Source organism: Parasphingorhabdus sp. (assembly GCF_036568145.1).
Classification (GTDB): domain Bacteria; phylum Pseudomonadota; class Alphaproteobacteria; order Sphingomonadales; family Sphingomonadaceae; genus Parasphingorhabdus.
Genome location: NZ_DATCTC010000023.1, coordinates 123,962 through 140,675, shown reverse-complemented (window position 1 = coordinate 140,675; position 16,714 = coordinate 123,962). Strand labels below are relative to the sequence as shown.

The window sequence follows — 16,714 nt, the reverse complement described above, 5'->3', positions numbered from 1 at the left end:
TCAAACCCGCATGGGCATCAGTACATAGAGCGCTGCGCTTTTGTCATTCTCGCGGATCAATGTCGGCGCGCTGGCATCCGCGAGGTGGAGTTCGACATTGTCGCCTTCGATCTCTCCGAGAATATCCAGCAAATAGCGAGAGTTAAACCCGATTTCGAAAGCTTCCGATTTATAGGAACCAGGCACCTCTTCTGCGGCTGTGCCATTTTCGGGTGAGGTCACGGACAAGGTGATCTTGTCATCGCCCAGCGCCATTTTGACGGCGCGGGTTTTTTCGGTAGCAATAGTGGATACGCGGTCCACGCCCTGTGCAAAGCTTTTTGGATCAATTTTCAGGATCTTGTCATTTCCGGTCGGAATAACGCGGGTATAATCCGGGAAAGTTCCGTCAATCAGCTTGCTGGTCAGGATCGCTGTTCCAAGGGTGAAGCGGATCTTGCTTGCGGACAGGTTGACCTGAACCGAAGCTTCACTGTTTTCCGTGAGCAGTTTGTGCAGTTCATTGATACATTTGCGCGGGATGATAACATCCGGCATGCCTTCCGCGCCTGCTGGACGGGGCAGGGTGACACGGGCCAGACGGTGGCCATCGGTAGCTGCAGCTTTCAACACCGGCGTATCTTCATCCTGAACGTGCAGGAAGATACCGTTGAGATAATAGCGCGTTTCCTCAGTGGAGATCGCGAATCTGGTTTTCTCGATAATCTGGATCAGCGATGACGCAGGCAATTCAAAACTGGTGGGCAGTTCACCCTCTGCAATGATCGGGAAATCATCGCGGGGCAGTGTTTGCAGATTGAACCGAGCGCGTCCCGCATTGACCTTCATCTTGCCATCGGCAGCATCCAGTTGAACCTGTGAACCTTCGGGCAATTTGCGGGCAATATCGAACAATGTGTGGGCGGAAACCGTAATCGAACCGGGGGTTTCCACCTGAGCTTCGACTGTTTCGACCACTTGCAGGTCAAGGTCGGTTGCCATTAATTTTATGACTCCGCCTTCGCTGGCTTCGATCAACACGTTCGACAATATGGGGATAGTGTTACGCCGCTCAACCACTGACTGGACATGCCCCAGGCTTTTCAGCAGTGCCGCGCGTTCAATTGTCGCTTTCATATGCTATCCTTCATTTTCTGTCCCCGTCACTATGTTCAGGCCCGGCATAAGACTCCGTCCAGTTCACAGTTAGTCATCGCTTCATTAACAATATCAACCAATAGGGCAAGCCCGATGCAAAGAGGATGAAACATTATCGGTGAAAATCTGTGGAAAAAACCCATAATGCGGTTAAACCCGCTAAAAGCAATTCATCACAGACAATAGTGCAGGGGCAAATTAGATCATAGATATGAGCAATTTACGCAAGGATTTGAACACCAAAGGAAAGCGGCTGTTCATTGCACGGCACGGAGAGACGATTTTCAATCTGGCCGGTCGGATACAGGGCAATGCTGCCCATACCCCGCTGACCCAGCGCGGTTTTGCACAGGCGAATGAAATGGGCAGGGCACTGGCCCGTTATCTGGAAAATCATGCTGTCAGTGACGATGGCAGAGGCGAAGGTTACGGGCTGCAACTGGTCGCTTCCGACACCGGGCGGGCGCTGCAAACCCTGTCGGTCGTGTGTGAGCATATTAATCTGGATTGGCATCAGGCGGCGGCAGATGTGCGGTTAAGAGAAATCGACATGGGTGAATGGGAAGGCAGCTATTATCACGCTTTGGAAGGCCAATTGCAGGTGGACCGTGATAGAAGCCTGTTTCTGAGTCAGGCTCCAGGCGGGGAAAGCTATGGCGATATTGTCCGTCGGCTGGAAACGTGGATTGCGGAGCAGAGTTTTGAGCGAGACATGCTGCTGATCAGCCATGGTATGACCAGTCGTGTTTTGCGCGGATTACTGACCGGGCGAGAGCCGCTGGAACTAATCGGTGCGCCAATAGCCGATAGCCTTCCGCAAGGGTCGTTGGTTCAAATTACCGATGGCGTGGAAACGATTGTCCATCTGGGTGCGGGGGAAAGCGAAAAGGCATGAGGGGGCTTACCACCCTTTTTGCATTGTCCTTAGCGATGGTCTCCGTCCCCGTAGCGGCCAAGGAATCGCTCGGCATATATGATAGCTGGGGGGCATTTCGAGATCAGGAAATTCCGCGCTGTTATGCCATTGCCGAGTCAGAGGATATTACCGGTAAAGCCCAGCGCAAATCCTATATATCTGTCGGTTACTGGCCGAAACGCGGTATCCGCGCGCAATTCCATGTGCGGTTGAGCCGGGACCGTTCCACCAACAGCCGGGTGATGGTCGGCGTAGGTGGACGCCGGTTTCAACTTATTGCCAACCGCTCGGACGGCTGGTCGCAAGACAGGCGTATGGACGCGGCGATCATCGCTGCTTTACGCTCTGCCAACAGTATGACCGTGGAAAGCACTGGCCGCGACGGCCGACCGATAGTGGACGCCTATCTGCTCCGCGGCGCAGCAACGGCGATCGATGCGGCATCAATTGGATGTTCGAATTTGGACTGAGTGTATGGCCAAGGGCGCATTACGATATTCCGTGCATAAATTGCGCCCAGTGGTTGGGGAATTGCGATAGTTACAATAATCCTCCCCAAAGCTGTTAGGATTCCCGCCAGCGAAGCATCGAGCGGAGGGGTCTGTGAAGAAATTATCATTGATATTGGGGGCAAGTGCCTTGTCATTTGCAGCAATCGCATCTGCCAGTTCCGGCGAGAGCGCGGCTGCGAAGAGCATGGAAGCCAACGAAACCGAAAAATCCGGCGCTGACGCGGATCTGGTTCGAAGGGCGGGTGCGCCACTGTTCGACGGCATGGGCGACTATAGCCGTTCCATCACAACATCGTCCGAAGGCGCACAGCGCTATTTTAATCAGGGCATGGTGCTGGCATTCGGGTTCAATCATGCAGAAAGCATCCGCTCTTTTCGCGCAGCGCAAAAGCTCGATCCGCAATGCGCCATGTGTTTCTGGGGAGAGGCTTTGGCGACCGGGCCCAATATCAATGTGACAAGCAAGGGCAAGGCGGTGATGAGCGATGATGATCGCCGCGCCGCCTATAAAGCGATATCCAAGGCGCAGTCTTTGAAGGGTAACGCAACGCCGCTGGAGCGGGCGCTGATCGAGGCGCAGGCCCAGCGTTACAATGGCGACCCGGCAACCAGCCGGGAGCCGCTAGATCTTGCCTATGCCAGCGCCATGGGCGAAGTGGTCCAGGCCTTTCCCGATGATGACGATGCAGCGGCGATTTATGCCGAAGCGTGGATGAACACCATGCCGTGGGACTATTGGTCGGCAGACGGCAAACCAAAGCCTGAGACAGAAAAAGTCATAGCCTCACTGGAACGGATAATTGCGCGCAGCCCGCAACATCCACTGGCATTGCATCTTTATATACATGCAGTCGAAGCGTCGAAAAACCCTGGCAGGGCAGAGGACGAAGCTGATGCGCTGGCCAATCTGGTTCCGGCTTCGGGGCATCTGGTGCATATGCCCGCACATATATATTGGCGTGTCGGGCGCTATGATGATGCGGCGACGGCGAATATCCGGGCAGCAGCCGTGGATGAGGAATATATCGCGGCCTGCAATGCACAGGGATTTTATCCTGCGCTCTATTACCCGCATAATATCCATTTTCTGTGGGCAGCAACTAGCATGGCCGGTCAGAGCAAAATGGCAATCGATGCGGCAAGAAAGGTAGCTGCGAATGTCAGGTTGGAACAGATTGAACAGTACCCGACTGTCGAGTTTTTCAAAACTATTCCAGTTCTAACGCTGACCCAGTTTGGCAAATGGAAAGAGATAATGGCCGAGCCAGCTCCGCCCGAAAATCTCGATTATTCCAATGCGATCTGGCACTATGCCCGCGGTATTGCGCTAGCCAATACGGGGGATAGCGCAAGTGCAAACCAAGAGCGTGCTAAACTTGCGGCGGTAAAAGACACTGTACAGATACGCTTTCTGGACAATGCGGACTATCCTGCCAGCGTGCTACTGAATATCGCCGATGATTTGCTTCAGGGTGAAATAGCTTGGAAATCCGGCAATCTCGACCTCGCTGTGGAGCATTTTGAGCGCGCCGTCGCCAAGCAGGATGCGCTGCCTTATACGGAGCCGCCTTTCTGGTATTATCCAACCCGCCAGTCTTTGGGACAGGTATTGATGGAGGCCGGGGATTTTGCAAAGGCCGAGGCGGTGTATCGTCGGGACCTGGAAGATTATCCGCGCAACGGGTGGTCGATGTCGGGATTGGCTGAGGCCCTGACCGCGCAAAGCAAGACAGATGAGGCGGCCAAGGCCCGGTCAGCGCTGGATGTGATCTGGGCGAAGGCGGATGTTTCGTTAAAAGGTTCGCGCCTCTGATCTTTGTTCGGCTATCATTGGTCGCTAAAGCTGGCAATTGCGCCGGACCCGCACTATATGCGCCATCATGCAGATTCCCGGCCATATTGATCCAGTCCCTCTTCCCGCCAAGGTGACGCCTCGTGAAGACGGGCGTGTTGACCTCATTGGTCTAAGCGTTTCCGAAATCAGGGATGTCCTGATCGCAGCGGGGTTGGATGAAAAGCAAGGAAAACTGCGCTCGAAACAGCTTTTCCACTGGATTTATCATCGCGGGATCAGTGATTTTTCACAGATGACCGATATGAGCAAAACCCTGCGGCCATGGTTGGCGGAACGGTTTGTGATTGGCCGTCCGGAAATTGTCGAGGCGCACTTGTCGGAAGACGGAACGCGCAAATGGTTGCTGCGCTCCGCGGACAAACAGGATTATGAGATGGTCTTCATCCCCGATGAAGATCGCGGCACATTATGTATCTCTTCACAGGTCGGATGCACGCTGAACTGCCGCTTTTGTCATACGGGGACGATGCGGCTGGTGCGTAACCTTACGCCCGGAGAAATTGTCGGACAGGTTATGCTGGCCCGCGATGCTTTGGGGGAGTGGCCCAAGGGCGTGATGGATTTTGCCGACGATGAAGATGCCGATAGCGGCAAGGAATATAATCAGGCGTATAAATCTGACGGGCGGTTGCTGACCAATATTGTGCTGATGGGCATGGGCGAACCGCTTTATAATTTTGACAATGTGCGCGACGCGATGAAGATCGTTATGGATGGGGATGGTTTAGCCCTGTCGCGCCGCCGGATCACCTTGTCGACCAGCGGAGTGGTCCCGATGATCGCTCGGGCAGGCGAAGAAATTAACGTCAATCTTGCGATTTCACTGCACGCGGTGAACAAGGAAACGCGCGACGAGATTGTTCCGCTCAACCGCAAATATTCGATCGAAGAATTGCTTCAGGCCTGTGCCGACTATCCCGGTTCCAGCAATTCGCGGCGGATCACCTTTGAATATGTCATGTTGAAAGACAAAAATGACAGCGATGAAGATGCCCGCGAACTGGTCAACCTGTTGCGGAAATATGATCTTCCGGCAAAGGTCAACCTGATCCCGTTCAATCCGTGGCCAGGGTCTGACTATGAATGTTCAGCGCCAGAGCGGATCAAGGCTTTTTCCAAGATTATCTTTGATGCAGGTATCAGCGCACCGGTAAGGACACCGCGCGGGCGCGATATCATGGCTGCGTGCGGTCAGCTCAAATCCGCAAGCGAAAAGAAAAGCCGCGCAGAGCTGGACCGCCTTGCGGAAGAAAAACAGGCCGCATTAGGTTAAAAACGGGGGGAGTATCACTGCCCGCCCACCTGTTAAATGATGTGTGACAGTTTATTCCATGTCTTCAACACATTGGTTGCGGGCTTGCAGTAACCTTTAGGTTTCCTTTGTCGCACCAATCGGTATGTATAGCGATATGACAAAGGGGCAAAAACACAGGTTTGTGCGCCACCGGCTGACAACCCGGCTTTGGCACTGGGTCAATGCGCTGTGCTTGTTGGTTCTGTTGATGAGCGGGCTGATGATTTTTAATGCCCACCCCAGACTATATTGGGGCGAATATGGGGCGAATGACGATTATGCCTGGGCAGCAGTCGGGTCGTCGCAGACCATGGGTTATGTCCGACTTGGCGAAACCAGAATTGAGACAACTGGCTTTATCGGTAATTGGCGTGATAGCAATGGCAAGGTGCAGACATGGGCCTTCCCCGGCTGGGCGACTATTCCGTCTTACTATAGCTTGGCCGAGGGTCGCCGTTGGCATTTCTTCTTTGCTTGGATTTTTAGCATAGGGCTGACCCTTTTCATGATTGCATCACTGCTCAATAGGCATGTGCAACAAGACCTGCATATCAGGCGGCCCGAATGGCATCCTTCGCGCATATGGGCTGATATTAGAAACCACTTCCGTTTGCGCTTTCATGAACCGGACAGCATCAATATCTACAATATTCTTCAGAAATTTAGTTATAGTGGCGTGATCTTCATCCTGCTGCCGTTGATGATATTCACCGGACTTGCCATGTCGCCGGCTATGGATGCGAACTGGCCCTGGCTGACCGATATTTTCGGGGGCCGTCAATCAGCACGGTCAATCCATTTTATCGGCATGTTCTTGATGGTTCTGTTTTTCATTGTCCACATGGCCCTGTTATTGCTGTCCGGGCCTTTCAAACAGACCTGGGGGATGATAACCGGGGGTGAACGGGAAGCGGGGCCTGAATGATAAAGGTTGCAGAAACACCCCTGATGGGGCGGCGGGCGCTCCTCACGTCGGGAGCCGTGGGCTTGGCTGGCTTGCTGAGCGGCTGTGATGCCCTAAGCCGAAATCAGACATTCCAGAATATATTAAGCAGCGCGGAGGATGCCAATTTTCTGGTCCACCGCGCTTTGGGGGACCGGATGCAGCTGGCCAGCGAGTATAGCATCGCGGACCTTTCGCCGAAATTTCGTCCCAACGGCACGCGCAATCCCGGAACGCCGGACTATACAGCCAGCGCCGCGCAGGGCTTTTCCGATTGGCAATTGCGTCTGACCGGCCTTTTTGCGAAGCCGCAAAACTTTTCGCTTCCGGCGCTGCAGTCTATGCCGCAGCGCACCCAGATCACCCGGCACGATTGCGTCGAGGGTTGGAGCGCCATCGGCCAGTGGACTGGCGTGCCGTTGAAATTGTTACTCGATCAGGCACAGTTGCTCCGCAGCGCCAGATTTCTCGTGTTCCATTGCGCTGACAGACTTGGCGGGCGGCCTTATTATGAAAGTATTGATCTGCTTGATGCCTTTCATCCGCAAACAATATTGGCGCACCGATTAAATGGAGAGGCCCTTCCGATTGAAAACGGTGCGCCTCTGCGCCTGCGGGTGGAGAGGCAATTGGGCTATAAGCACGCGAAATATGTTACCGGGATTGAGGCTGTAGCCTCTTTGGATAATATCGGCGGCGGCAAAGGTGGATATTGGGAAGATGTCGCTAATTATGAATGGTATGCAGGGGTTTAAGCTGAGAATTAATGGGTAATTTTATGCCGAAGGAGCACATGAATGTCCATATTAGGTCGTTTTCTAAAGAGCGTTGTGAAAAGGGGGACGATCACCGTCATCCATCCAGATGAGGAGATAGAAAAATTTGGGCAGTCTGAGGCCGGATTTCCCGATGTTACGGTGCGCCTTGCCGACAAGGGCGTGATGCGCCAGATATTACTGGACCCGCGATTGGGCGCAGCGGAAATGTTCATGGACGGACGTCTGATTATCGAACAGGGCGATATTATGGAGCTGATCCAGCTCGCACGTTCCAATAAGCCGTGGGAACGGGGAGGGCATCTTGGTGAGTTAAGCGGCTTCAAAAGGGCAAAGGATTATATTGCAGGTAAACTGGATGCATATAACGGGCAAAGGCGATCTAAGGCGAACGTTGCGCACCATTATGATCTAAGCCGCAAGCTTTATGAACTGTTTCTGGATGAGGACATGCAATATAGCTGTGCTTACTGGACGGACCCCGGCAACACGCTTGAACAGGCGCAGCTCGACAAGAAAGCGCATATCGCCGCCAAGATGGACCTGAATCCGGGTCAGCGCGTGCTTGATATCGGTTGCGGCTGGGGCGGGATGGCGCTCTACCTGCACCATAAATTTGGCGTTGAGGTACTTGGCATTACGTTGAGTGAGGAACAGCTTAAAGTTGCACAGGAGCGGGCCAGCAAAGAAGGCGTCGCGGATAAGGTCCGTTTTGAGCTTATCGACTATCGCGATCTTGCAGAGCGCGACGCGGGGCAGTTTGACAGGATCGTTTCGGTCGGCATGTTTGAACATGTCGGCACCCCTAATTTCAAAACATTTTTCAGATGTGCCGCGAATTTGATGAAAGATGACGGGGTGATGCTGCTCCATACCATCGGACGTATGGGTAGGCCGGGGACGACCGACTCTTTTACGCGCAAATATATTTTTCCCGGTGGATATATCCCCGCGCTCAGTGAGACAGTAGAGGCGAGCGAGCATTTCCGGCTCATCGCGACAGATATTGAAACGCTCCGGCTACATTATGCGCTGACCTTGCGTGAATGGTATAAGCGCACAACCGCGAACAAGGACAAGATCGTTGCTCTTTATGACGAGCGGTTTTTCCGTCTGTGGACTTTCTATCTTGCAGGCGCGACAGCGGCTTTTGAAAGCGGCGGTATGTGCAATTACCAGATCCAGTTCAGCCGCAACCGGCATACATTGCCGATGACGCGCGACTATATCGGGGAGGCCGAAAAGCGCTTGAATGGGTAGGGAATGACAGTTTTTTAGTCTTTCTTTGCATTTTTGCGTACCGCCGCCCTTAAACCTTGCATATCATATTGCACGGCCTTGCCGAGCCTGATAGGCGCGCGGCTCTGAACATTTGGAAAGAATGATAATGAGCGATTCCGTCAAACGTGTAGTTCTGGCCTTTTCCGGAGGACTGGACACCAGTGTTATTCTGAAATGGCTGCAGCAGGAATATGGCTGTGAAGTCGTTACCTTTACTGCTGACCTTGGGCAGGGCGAAGAACTGGGGCCAGCACGCAAGACAGCCGAGATGCTAGGCGTAAAGCCGGAGCATATTTTTATCGACGATTTGCGTGAGGAATTTGTGAAAGATTATGTCTTTCCAATGATGCGCGCCAATGCGGTTTATGAAGGTCTTTACCTGCTCGGCACATCGATCGCGCGGCCGCTCATTTCCAAGCGCCAGATCGAGATTGCAAAGCTGACTGGCGCCGATGCTGTTGCCCATGGTGCAACCGGCAAAGGCAATGACCAGATTCGTTTCGAACTGGGCTATTATGGCCTGAACCCCGACGTAAAGGTAATTGCACCGTGGCGGGAATGGGATTTGACCAGCCGCACGCGCCTGATCGAATTTGCTGAAAAGCACCAGATTCCGGTGCCCAAGGACAAGCGCGGCGAAGCGCCGTTTTCAACCGATGCGAACATGCTGCATACTTCATCGGAAGGCAAAGTGCTGGAAGACCCGTGGGAAGAAGTGCCGGATTATGTCTATTCACGGACCAATAATCCGGAAGATGCACCCGATACGCCGGAATATATCAGGATTGATTTTGAACGCGGCGACGGCGTAGCGGTCAATGGCGTGGGCATGAGCCCCGCGACTTTGCTCGAAAAACTGAACGACTATGGCCGCGAACATGGCATTGGCCGACTCGATCTGGTCGAAAACCGTTTTGTCGGTATGAAGTCACGCGGCATGTATGAAACGCCAGGCGGCACCATCTATCACGCGGCGCACCGCGGTATCGAACAGCTTACGCTCGACAGCGGTGCTATGCATATGAAGGACGAATTGGCCCCGCGCTATGCCGAACTGGTTTATAACGGCTTCTGGTTCGCTCCCGAACGCGAAATGTTGCAGGCGGCCATCGACAAGAGCCAGGAACGTGTGACCGGAACGGTCCGGTTGAAGCTTTATAAGGGGTCGGTGAACGTTGTCGGACGCAAGGCTGATGTTGACTTCAACCTTTATAGTCAGGACGTTGTGACATTTGAGGATGATGCAGGCGCTTATGACCAAAAAGACGCAGAAGGCTTTATCAAGCTGAATGCCCTGCGACTTCGGTTGCTTGGCAAGCGTCATCGTTGAACTGAGCTAGCATGCTTCTCGCGATTTTGACCTTGTTGGTGGGTCTGGTCGTCCTGATCGTGGGCGGCGAGCTGCTCGTGCGCGGCGCCGTCCGCGTGGCCGAGCGTGCAGGAATGTCCCAGATGCTGATCGGTCTGACTATTGTCGGATTCGGCACATCATCGCCGGAGCTTGTCGCCAGTATTGAAGCGGCGTTGGCCGGATCACCGGGAATCGCCTGGGGTAACATTGCCGGTTCCAACTTAGCCAACAGCCTTTTGATATTGGGCGTCGCATCTATAATATTCCCCTTGGCCGTGCTGCGCGGGCAGCTTTGGCGTGATGGCGGGCTGGCGCTGATAATTACGGCTGCGCTCTGGTATATTGCGAATAATGGCGGGATAACAGTCGCTATTGGTTTCGGGTTTCTTGCTATTATGGGCGTCTATCTGGGTTATGTCTATTGGGCGGAAAAAAAGTATCACATCACTGACACCGCCGTGCATGAAAAGGCCGAAGCGCTTGAATTAGCGGATACCCATTTGCATATGGATCAACCTATTTGGCGATCCGTTCTTGTGTTGTTTGCCGGTATTGCCCTGATCATTCTGGGCGGCAAGTGGCTGGTTGAAAGTGCTATCGACCTTGCCAGAATGATTGGTATGAGCGAAGCGGTTATCGGTTTGACGGTGATCGCCATCGGGACTTCTCTGCCTGAGTTGGTCACGTCGGTGATTGCTGCTTATAAGAAAGCAAGCGCCGTTGCCTTGGGTAATATTTTAGGATCGAATATCTTCAATCTGTTGCTTATCGGCGGTATTACGGCAATTGTTTCTCCGGGATCAATCCCTGTTGAAATCTCAAGTTTCAGTTTGCCTCTGTTAGTTGCCGCATCTATATTGCTGCTGATACTTGCTGCAACCGGGCGAAAGATAACCCGCTGGGAAGGCGCGGTGTTACTGATAGTTTATCTCGGCCAACTGTTATATAGTCTGACGGCTATTTAACGCCCGGAACAGGCGGAAATCCGCCTATTGCAAAATAGCGTTGCAAAAATAGGAATCAGTCCCTAGATAGCATGCATCCCTACATTGAAAGAGTTTGAAGGGGCTGGCGCCGGATGGGGCCGGCACGAAAGAGTTTTGCATTTTAACTGGAACATTATTTGACCGATTTGACAGCCATTATCAAACTTGCCGAGCCTGAGGCGCAGGCTTTGGGCTTTGATTTGGTGCGTGTGCAGTTTGTTGCCGGTGCGGATGAGCCTACGTTGCAGATCATGGCAGAGCGGCCGGAAACCGGTCAGCTTAATATCGATGATTGTGCAGACCTGTCACGGCGGATTTCGGCCAAGTTTGATGCTCTGGAAGAAGCAGGCAATGACCCGGTCGAGGGCGCTTACCGGCTGGAAGTCAGCTCTCCGGGTATTGATCGTCCGCTAACCCGGGCAAAAGATTATGCGAATTGGGCCGGGCACGAAGCACGGATCAATTTGATTGAAGCGGTTTCGGGCAAGAAGCAATTACGCGGCTTGCTTGAAGGCATTGAAGGTGAGATAATAGCGATTGACGATCGCAAGGTGGGACGTCAAACGATCCCCCTCGACAATGTGCATAGTGCCAAGCTGATTCTGACAGATGCCTTGATCGCTGCGACCATACCGGTTTCTGCTGACGGCGTTGATGAGGTTTCAGGCGAAATTGAAGACGATATTTTAACCGAAGAACAGGAAGACTAATCATGGCCAGTGCCATTTCTGCGAATAAAGCTGAATTGCTAGCTATTGCCAATGCGGTTGCATCGGAAAAGATGATCGACAAGGCCATTGTGGTCGAGGCGATGGAAGAAGCAATCCAGAAAGCTGCGCGGGCGCGCTATGGCGCGGAAAATGACATTCGTGCAAAGCTCGACCTGCAAAGCGGTGATTTGCGGTTGTGGCGTGTGGTTGAAGTGGTTGAGGAAGTCGAAGACTATTTCAAGCAGGTTGACCTGAAGCAGGCTGAAAAGCTGCAAGCGGGGTCCAAAGTAGGGGACTTTATCGTTGACCCGCTGCCCGCTGTGGATCTGGGCCGCATCGACGCGCAATCCGCGAAGCAGGTTATTTTTCAAAAAGTCCGCGACGCAGAGCGGGAACGGCAATATGAAGAATTCAAGGACCGTGCTGGTGAAATCATTACCGGTGTCGTGAAGTCGGTTGAGTTTGGCCATGTCGTTGTTGATCTTGGTCGCGCCGAAGGTGTCATCCGCCGTGACCAGCAAATCCCGCGTGAGGCAGCCCGCGTTGGCGACCGCATCCGTTCGCTGATTTTGAATGTTCGCCGCGAAAACCGAGGACCACAGATATTCCTGTCCCGTGCACATCCCGATTTCATGAAATTGCTGTTCGCGCAGGAAGTTCCCGAAATTTACGACGGCATTATCGAGATCAAGGCGGCTGCGCGTGATCCGGGTAGCCGTGCCAAAATCGGCGTGATCAGCCATGACAGCTCGATCGATCCGGTTGGTGCCTGTGTGGGCATGAAGGGTAGCCGCGTTCAGGCAGTCGTGCAGGAAATGCAGGGCGAAAAGATCGACATTATTCCATGGTCTGACGACATCGCGACATTTGTTGTGAATGCGCTTCAGCCCGCAACGGTTAGCCGCGTGCTGATCGACGAAGAGGAAGGCCGGATCGAAGTGGTTGTTCCTGATGACCAGTTAAGCCTTGCTATTGGTCGGCGCGGGCAGAATGTTCGCCTTGCGTCGCAATTGACTGGTCTTGCCATTGATATCATGACCGAAGCGGATTCCAGTGAGAAGCGTCAGGCTGAATTTGCGGCCCGCACGGCGATGTTCCAGGAAGATCTGGACGTGGATGAAACCTTGTCTCAGCTATTGGTTGCTGAAGGCTTTAGCGAGATGGAAGAAGTCGCTTATGTCGCTCCCGAAGAGCTTTCGAGCATCGAAGGCTTTGACGAAGAACTGGCGGCCGAACTGCAAAGCCGTGCGCTTGAGGCACTGGAACGCCGGGAAGCGGCAGCCAGGGAAGAGCGGATCGAACTGGGTGTTGAAGATGCGGTTGCCGAACTGCCATATATGACGGAAGCCATGCTGGTAACTTTGGGCAAAGCTGGTCTTAAGACTCTTGACGATGTTGCCGATCTGGCGACCGACGAACTGGTATTGAAACGCCGGTCCGAGCCGCGCCGCCGCAATGACAATCGCAAGCCTGAGCCTGATGGTGTATTGGCCAGCTATGGTCTGACCGAAGAGCAGGGCAACGAGATTATCATGGCTGCCCGCGCGCATTGGTTCGAAGATGAAGACGAAGCAGCTCCTGCTGCTGAAGGTGAAAAAGGGGAGGACGCGAATGCGGAAACTCCCCAATGAGACGCCTTCTAACTCTTTAGATCGCACGCCGCACCGTAAATGTATTTTGACTGGGGAAAGCCTTCCCCAGGATGCACTGGTGCGTCTGGCATTGGGTCCCGACGGGCAAATCGCGCCTGACGTTCGTGCCAAGGCACCGGGCCGCGGCGCATGGTTCAGCGTGGATCGTAGCGCATTTGAAACCGCACAGAGCAAAGGCGTTCTGAAAGGCGCATTGTCGCGTGCTTTCAAAACCGGCAAGCTCGATATTCCGGACGATTTGGCGCAGCAGGTTGAAAATGCGCTGGAACGCGCCACATTAAACCGGCTAGGCTTGGAAGCGCGCGGTGGCATGTTGCTGACCGGTTCGGAAAAAATTGAAACGGCTGCGCGGCAGGGTGACCTTGATATGTTGTTCCATGCGTCTGATGCCGGGCGGGATGGCTCTGCAAAACTGGATCAGGCATGGCGTATTGGCAGTGATCGCGAAGGACAGGATGTCCGTGGTCAGATATTGCCGGTGGACCGACAGGCCCTTTCTGTGGCATTGGGGCGTCAAAATGTCGTGCATATAGGTATAACCGACCACAGGGCGGCGGAACGAATATCGCACATGCTAGATAGATGGCGTCACTTTATCGGTACTGGTAAGGTCGATGGTGGCTGTGAAGCAGAGAAGAAAGTTGCGTGAACCCGGTTGAAGTTCGCCTGTTAGATTATTGAAGTAATGGAAATTTTAAGGATTAAGTCTGTTCGATGAGTGAAGATAATAAAGATACGGCCAAATCTGAACGCAAACCTTTGGGATTGAAGCGTTCGGTTGAGCCTGGCGAAGTCAAACAGACGTTTAGCCACGGGCGCACCAACAAGGTCGTCGTGGAGGTCAAGCGCCGTAAACTGGTTGGCAAGCCGGGCGCCCAGGAAGCGGCCAAGAACATCGTGCCGGAAACCCCGGCTCCTGCTCCCGCGCCTGCACCAGCCAAAAAGGCTGCGCCAGCGCCCAAGCCGAAGCAGGAAGATATCCTGACGCGTCAGGAAAAACAGGCGATATTGCTGCGCGAGGCCGAAGAAGCCCGTCTGGCCGCTATGGAAGAGGCGCGTAAACGCGATACGCAGGCCAAGAAAGCCCAGACAGCCGAAGAGAAAAAACGCGCCGAAGAAAAGCGCCAAGCTGAAGAAGAAGCAGCTAAAAAGGCTCAGGAAGAAATCAAGGCAGCAGAAGAAGCTGCTGCTGCATCTGTTGCCGAAACGCCTGCCGCTGAAGCCGTTGCTAAAGCCGAGCCTGCCGAAGCTGCTCCGGCGGAAACGGATAGCGCATCAACATCCAAGCATCCACCGGCGCGTAAATTTACGCCAGTAGAAGCACCGAAGCGGGCGGAGCCAAAGGCGAAACCGAAAGTCGGCCGGAGTGACCGTAATGATCGTCGCCAGTCCGGGAAGCTGACCGTCAACCGTGCATTGCGCGGTGAAGATGGTGCAGCGCGTGCCCGCTCTCTGGCAGCGCTCAAACGTGCGCGCGAAAAAGAAAAACGCGCTCAAATGTCCGGGCAGCCGCGTGAGCCGCGTGAAAAGCAGATACGTGACGTGATCGTTCCGGAAGCCATTACGGTGCAGGAACTGTCCAAGCGTATGGGCGAAAAAGGCGCTGATCTGGTTAAATCCTTGTTCAACATGGGTTCCATGGTCACCGTCAACCAGACGATCGATCAGGACACAGCAGAATTGCTGGTCGAGGAATTTGGCCACCGTATCCAGCGTGTGTCCGAAGCCGACGTTGAAATCGACACGGAAAAAGATATTGATCCGGAAGAAACGCTGAAACCGCGTCCACCTGTAGTCACGATCATGGGCCATGTCGACCATGGTAAGACATCCTTGCTGGATGCCCTGCGCGGGACCGATGTGGTTGCCGGGGAAGCTGGCGGGATTACGCAGCATATTGGCGCCTATCAGGTCCAGATGAAGAATGGCGACAAGATCACGTTCCTCGATACTCCGGGCCATGAAGCTTTTACCAGCATGCGTTTGCGCGGTGCCAATGTCACCGATATCGTGATCCTTGTTGTGGCCGCTGACGATGGTCTGATGCCGCAAACGATTGAAGCGATTAACCACACCAAGGCGGCCAATGTGCCGATGATTGTGGCGATCAACAAGATTGACAAGGAAGGCGCTGACCCGCTTCAGGTCCGCACGCGTCTGCTTGAGCATGAGGTGATTGTGGAGGCCATGTCCGGTGATGTTCAGGATGTGGAAGTCTCTGCGCTCAAAAAGATCAATCTTGATGAGCTGATTGAGAAAATCCATCTGCAGGCCGAATTGCTTGAACTCAAAGCTCGTCCAGACCGTCCAGCCGAAGGTATCGTGATCGAGGCCAAGCTTGACAAGGGCCGCGGTCCTGTTGCTACCGTGCTGGTACAGCGCGGAACCCTGAAGCGCGGCGACGTTTTTGTTGTCGGTTCGCAAACGGGTAAAGTCCGCGCAATGATCGACGATAAAGGTGTTCAGCGCAAGGAAGCGGGTCCATCTGTTCCAGTTGAAGTGCTTGGTCTTTCGGGCGTGCCATCCGCTGGTGACAAACTGACGGTGGTTGAGAATGAAGCCCGCGCCCGTGAAGTTGCGGCCTACCGCGCGGAGCAAGAGAAGTTGCTTCGGACAACACAGGCACCAACTTCACTGGAAAACATGTTCTCCGCCGCTGCCGACAGTGCAGTCGAATTCCCGCTTCTCGTCAAAGCCGACGTGCAGGGATCGGCAGAAGCAATTGTACAAGCGCTCAACAAAATATCGAATGACGATATCAAGGTGCGTGTCCTGCACAGCGGAGTTGGCGCGATTACCGAAAGCGATGTGATATTGGCATCGGCCAGCAATGCCCCGATTATCGGTTTTAACGTGCGTCCCAATGCAAAAGCGCGTGATATTGCCAAGCGTGATGGTGTCCGGCTTAAATATTTCGATATCATCTATGATCTGACCGACGATATCCGCGCTGAAATGGCCGGTGAACTTGGTCCGGAAAAGATCGAGAATGTCGTGGGCCGTGCAGAAGTCAAGGAAGTGTTCAAATCCGGCAAGAAGGACAAGGCCGCTGGCTTGCTCGTCACCGAAGGCATGCTTCGCAAGGGGCTTTTCGCACGTCTTACCCGCGACGATGTTATTGTCAGCGCAACGACTATTGCGTCGTTGCGCCGCTTCAAAGACGATGTAGAAGAAGTCCGCGCCGGCATGGAGTGCGGTGCGGTGCTGGAAGATACCAACGACATCAAACCCGGCGATATGCTTGAGGTGTTTGAAGTCGAAGAGAGAGAGCGCGTTCTTTGACGACAGACGGACCCATGCA

At 53.8% G+C, this 16,714-nt stretch carries 14 protein-coding genes; 13 read left to right on the top strand and 1 reads right to left on the bottom strand.

Annotated elements, in window-relative coordinates:
* Window positions 1-1,116 carry a DNA polymerase III subunit beta gene (gene dnaN / locus VIN76_RS08530; RefSeq protein ID WP_332041413.1) on the bottom strand — a complete coding sequence of 372 codons (1,116 nt, stop codon included), beginning with the start codon at window positions 1,114-1,116 and terminating at the stop codon, window positions 1-3.
* A gap of 232 nt (window positions 1,117-1,348) precedes the next feature.
* Between dnaN and VIN76_RS08525 the strand changes: the two genes are divergently transcribed.
* From VIN76_RS08525 to infB, 13 genes are all read left to right on the top strand, one after another.
* Window positions 1,349-2,032 (top strand): histidine phosphatase family protein, encoded by a 684-nt coding sequence (locus VIN76_RS08525; protein WP_332041412.1) that lies wholly within the window; start codon window positions 1,349-1,351, stop codon window positions 2,030-2,032.
* A complete protein-coding gene (locus VIN76_RS08520; RefSeq protein ID WP_332041411.1) occupies window positions 2,029-2,523 on the top strand; it encodes a hypothetical protein in 495 nt (164 codons plus the stop codon). The genes VIN76_RS08525 and VIN76_RS08520 overlap by 4 nt, the downstream gene beginning before the upstream one ends.
* Before the next feature lie 133 nt (window positions 2,524-2,656).
* Window positions 2,657-4,378, top strand: a complete 1,722-nt coding sequence (locus tag VIN76_RS08515) for a tetratricopeptide repeat protein (RefSeq protein ID WP_332041410.1) — start codon at window positions 2,657-2,659, stop codon at window positions 4,376-4,378.
* A 67-nt stretch (window positions 4,379-4,445) separates the two neighbouring features.
* Window positions 4,446-5,693 carry a 23S rRNA (adenine(2503)-C(2))-methyltransferase RlmN gene (rlmN, locus tag VIN76_RS08510; protein ID WP_332041409.1) on the top strand — a complete coding sequence of 416 codons (1,248 nt, stop codon included), beginning with the start codon at window positions 4,446-4,448 and terminating at the stop codon, window positions 5,691-5,693.
* Window positions 5,694-5,829: 136 nt separating this feature from the next.
* Entirely contained in the window at window positions 5,830-6,639 is an 810-nt protein-coding gene (locus VIN76_RS08505) for a cytochrome b/b6 domain-containing protein (protein WP_332041408.1), read from the top strand.
* A complete protein-coding gene (locus VIN76_RS08500; protein WP_414696317.1) occupies window positions 6,636-7,412 on the top strand; it encodes a molybdopterin-binding protein in 777 nt (258 codons plus the stop codon). Before VIN76_RS08505 ends, VIN76_RS08500 begins: the two co-directional genes overlap by 4 nt.
* 42 nt (window positions 7,413-7,454) lie before the next feature.
* Window positions 7,455-8,693 (top strand): class I SAM-dependent methyltransferase, encoded by a 1,239-nt coding sequence (locus VIN76_RS08495; protein WP_332041407.1) that lies wholly within the window; start codon window positions 7,455-7,457, stop codon window positions 8,691-8,693.
* Between the two features lie 127 nt (window positions 8,694-8,820).
* A complete protein-coding gene (locus tag VIN76_RS08490) occupies window positions 8,821-10,044 on the top strand; it encodes an argininosuccinate synthase (RefSeq protein WP_332041406.1) in 1,224 nt (407 codons plus the stop codon).
* 11 nt (window positions 10,045-10,055) lie between these two features.
* Window positions 10,056-11,030 (top strand): calcium/sodium antiporter, encoded by a 975-nt coding sequence (locus VIN76_RS08485; protein WP_332041405.1) that lies wholly within the window; start codon window positions 10,056-10,058, stop codon window positions 11,028-11,030.
* Window positions 11,031-11,188: 158 nt separating this feature from the next.
* Window positions 11,189-11,761 (top strand): ribosome maturation protein RimP, encoded by a 573-nt coding sequence (gene rimP, locus VIN76_RS08480; protein WP_332041404.1) that lies wholly within the window; start codon window positions 11,189-11,191, stop codon window positions 11,759-11,761.
* A 2-nt stretch (window positions 11,762-11,763) separates the two neighbouring features.
* The gene (gene nusA / locus VIN76_RS08475; protein ID WP_332041403.1) at window positions 11,764-13,392 is read left to right on the top strand and encodes a transcription termination factor NusA; all 1,629 of its coding nucleotides are present in this window, start codon (window positions 11,764-11,766) and stop codon (window positions 13,390-13,392) included.
* On the top strand, window positions 13,373-14,062 hold the full coding sequence (locus VIN76_RS08470) for a DUF448 domain-containing protein (RefSeq protein WP_332041402.1): 690 nt from the start codon (window positions 13,373-13,375) through the stop codon (window positions 14,060-14,062). Before nusA ends, VIN76_RS08470 begins: the two co-directional genes overlap by 20 nt.
* A 65-nt stretch (window positions 14,063-14,127) precedes the next feature.
* A complete protein-coding gene (gene infB, locus VIN76_RS08465) occupies window positions 14,128-16,695 on the top strand; it encodes a translation initiation factor IF-2 (protein WP_332041401.1) in 2,568 nt (855 codons plus the stop codon).
* Window positions 16,696-16,714 lie beyond the last annotated feature (19 nt).